Source organism: Bacillus cereus group sp. Bc031 (genome assembly GCF_027716265.1).
Taxonomy (GTDB): Bacteria; Bacillota; Bacilli; order Bacillales; family Bacillaceae_G; genus Bacillus_A; species Bacillus_A paranthracis.
This window is the reverse complement of the sequence record NZ_JAQFUL010000165.1, coordinates 1-3835: the sequence shown is the minus strand read 5'-3', so window position 1 is coordinate 3835 and position 3835 is coordinate 1. Positions and strand designations below refer to the sequence as shown.

Here is a 3835-nt window from a genome sequence, read left to right as displayed (position 1 = left end):
AGTACATTACGTGTTTTTTAGTTTGTTTGAACGAAAGTTCATTTTGTTTTCGTTCTTAAGTTGATGGGCATGGGGTTGGAACAGACTATAACATTTTATTATTTACGAGATTTAAAGAAGAATTAAGTAAACAAGAAAACTCATTTTTGGCTACGAAAGAAACATTTAAATCGGCAGGGAAAACCGTTTTATATAGCGGGATAGCAGTACTAATTGGTTTTGCATCTCTTGCTTTAGCGAGCTTTAAATTATATCAATCTACTTCAGCGGTAGCAATTGGTGTTGCAGTATTATTACTCGTATTAACTACGTTAAATCCATTTTTCATGGTGCTTCTAGGAAAAGGGATGTTTTATCCAGTTAAAACATTTAAAGGTCATGAAGATAGTCGTCTATGGGGATTCTTTGCGAAAAATTCAGTTGCAAGACCGTTTGTCGCTTTAATTATTGTATTCGTGATATCGATTCCTTTCGTATTAAAGTATTCTAATACACTTAATTACAACGATTTATTTGAAGTAGACAATAAATATGAGTCGAAAATGGGGATTAACGTAATAGAAGAACATTTTCCACCTGGTTTTTCTTCACCAAGTACGTTAGTCATTCAATCGAATAATAAGTTAGATGAGGCGAGTTCGCTTCAAACTTTAGATGAACTAACTGAAAAGATTTTGAAAGTGAAAGGTGTTTCAGAAGTATATGCACCGACACGTCCAACTGGTGAAAGAATTAAAGAACTATATATAAATAAACAAGCGGGTGAACTAAATACAGGTTTAGGAGATGCCAATGGTGGTATAAAGGAAATTAATGATGGATTAACTACTGCGAAAGATAAAATGGGTAGTAAGGATTCAAATAGTCTTGCAAACGTTCAAAAGTTAATTGATGGAACAAATGAAGCGAAAAATGGTGTATTGGCATTAGGAACAGCTTTAAATCAACTATCAAATGGCATAAATGACGCAGCAAATTGAGAGTGGGTTAACTTCAGTAAATGAAAATATAAGTGTATTATCTCATGCAACTTCACAACTTCATGCTGGCTATACGCAGTTAGAAAAAGGTTTAAGTTCTTACGATCAATACTTCGGAAGTATTTCTCAAGCGATTGACGGTGCGAAGAAAGGTTATGAACAAATTGAAATGTTAATGACCAATTTCATTCAAACGAAACCAGAATTAGCAAATGATCCTAACATTCTGCAGACGATAGGAATTGCTAAAGAGGCTCAAAAGCAATTAGGTGGGCTGTCAAATGAATTAAATCAATTAGCAGCGCAGCACAATGCGGCGATGGGATCATTTAAAGAAGCGAATCAATCGTTATTGAAAGTGGATAACGGCTTAAAAGAAATGAGCAATGGAGTTACTAAGTTACAAAAAGGAGCAGCTGATCTTAAAAATGGATTAAATGAAGGAGCAACAGGTTCAAAACAAATTGCAAACAAGTCATCTGAGTTACAAACCGGATTAACGAAAATAAACGATGGGCAAGGTCAGCTATTAACCGGACTGAAAGACTTGCAAGAACAGATGGGACAATTACAATCAGGACTATCTAAAAGTACAGAAGGCCTTGAAAAGGTAAGTAACGGCCTAGGGGATGCTCAGAAATATTTAGGAGAACTAAATGAATCAAAAAGCTCTGAGAAATTTTATATTCCAAAAGAAGTTTTGGAGGGAGAAGATTTCCAAAAAGCTTTGAATACGTACATGTCACATGATAGAAAGACTGCTAAAATGACAATCATTTTAGACGTAAATCCGTATTCAAAAGAAGCCATGCCAATTATTCAAGAAATCAATAAAACGATAGATGGTACTTTGAAGGGGACGGAATTAAATCATGCGAAAACAGCAATTGGAGGAACAACAGCTAGAAACGTTGATTTAAAAGAAGTAACAGGGCAAGACTTCTTACGTACAGCTACAATTATGTTAATTGGAATTGCAATCGTATTAATCGTGATTACACGTTCATTATTAAACACAATCTTTATTATTGGATCTTTAATATTAGCTTATTTTGCATCACTTGGTATAAGTGAACAAATTAGTACACACTTACTAAACGTAGATTCACTAAGCTGGAATGTTCCATTCTTTAGTTTCATAATGATTGTCGCTTTAGGAGTGGATTATAGTATTTTTGTAATGATGAGATACAATGAGTTAGAAGAGGACCCAGCGACGAAAATTGTAACTGCTTCTCGTCATATCGGAGGAGTCGTATTATCAGCGGCACTTATTTTAGGTGGTACATTTGCTGCATTAATTCCTTCAGGTGTATTAACGCTTATACAAGTAGCATCCGTTGTTGGTGTTGCATTGTTACTATTAGCTATTATTGTGATGCCGATATTGCTACCTGCTTTAATAGGCTTAACGAGTAAAATGAAGAATTATGCAAAGAAATTAAGTGAAAGGAAATAAAAGAATCGCCTTTTAAAAGTAACTGTTTCAGTTATGGGAGAGAACATATAAAATAACACACAAATTAGGGATGTAAATCACATATGATTTAGCATCCCTTTTTTAATTGGTATTACATTGTTTAAGTACTTTTATATAGTAAAATTGCAAAGGAAGAGAAAAAGAAAACAGTAAAAACAGCAGCGCAACGATTGGGGATTACTGACAAAGTATTTGGTTTAAAAGATAAATGGAAAATTTATGTTAAAATAATGGTAGAGATTGTGAAAAAATGTTCTTAAACTAACGGTCAGGATACTTTAAGAAGGATTTTTCAAAGGAAATGGTGAATATCATATTTTGAAGGAGTGATTGCAGTGGAGTAATTAATTTTTTAAATCTTGGTTAAATACTTTGAAGGAAGGGATTTATAAATATGAATGCAAAACTAATAATAGTAGAAGGTTTACCTGGATTCGGAAAATCGACCACTGCAAAGCTAATAAATGAAATTCTAAGCCAAAATAAAATTGAAGTTGAACTATTTTTAGAGGGGAATTTGAACCACCCCGCCGACTATGATGGTGTATCTTGTTTTAATAAATTTGAATTCGATAGATTAGTATCTAACAGTGGAGATTTTAAAGAAGTGCTTCTTAAAAGAGTTTTAAAAAAAGGAAGCAATTATTTATTACCATACAGAAAGATAAAAAATGAGTTTGGTGACCAGTTTTCGGACGAATTATGTAACGATATTTCAAGAAACGATATATATGAATTACCATTCGATAAAAATGTTGAATTAATTGCTGACAAATGGAATGACTTTGCTGAAATTGCTCTAGAAGATGATAAGGTTTATATTTTTGAATGTTGTTTCATACAAAACCCATTAACGATTGGGATGATTAAATACGGTGAACAAAAAGAAAAAATAATAAATTATGTAATGAAAGTTGCAAAAATCATAGAGAATCTAAATCCAATGTTATTCTATGTAGAACAAGATAATCTTGAACTTTCATTTAGGAAGGCATTAAAAGAAAGAACTCCAGAATGGTCTACAGGATTTGTCGACTATTACACGAACCAAGGCTATGGGAAAGAACATAACCATTCAGGTGTAGAAGGAACGATAAAAGTTCTTGAAGCTAGAAGGAATTTAGAGTTAGAAATATTTGATATGTTAAAAATGAACAAAGAAAAAATCAATAATACAAAATATGAAATTGACTCGTATAGGTCAATGTTAAAAGATAAGTTAATAATACAAATGGTGAAATAGCTTTTTACACTACCTGGTGCTTTAGTTGGAGAAGGAAATGAAAACGCTCAGAATATTGAAGTGAACCCGAATAGTGGCACATGAAAAAAACACCTCCTGAATTCGCATACTAAGTATGCAAATTCAATGGAG

Annotated in this window: 1 protein-coding gene and 1 pseudogene; both read left to right on the top strand. The window is 32.8% G+C overall.

Annotated features, from left to right (window positions below):
- Positions 1–71: 71 nt before the first annotated feature.
- Positions 72–2439, top strand: a pseudogene (locus PDQ33_RS28400) (MMPL family transporter); the annotation flags it as partial.
- A 415-nt stretch (positions 2440–2854) separates the two neighbouring features.
- Entirely contained in the window at positions 2855–3703 is an 849-nt protein-coding gene (locus tag PDQ33_RS28395) for a hypothetical protein (protein WP_000992226.1), read from the top strand.
- The last annotated feature ends 132 nt before the right edge of the window (positions 3704–3835 follow it).

What these genes read in the sequence shown, in the direction of transcription:
- PDQ33_RS28395 (WP_000992226.1), top strand. Translation starts at nt 2,855, where the DNA reads ATGAATGCAAAACTAATAATAGTAGAAGGTTTACCTGGATTCGGAAAA.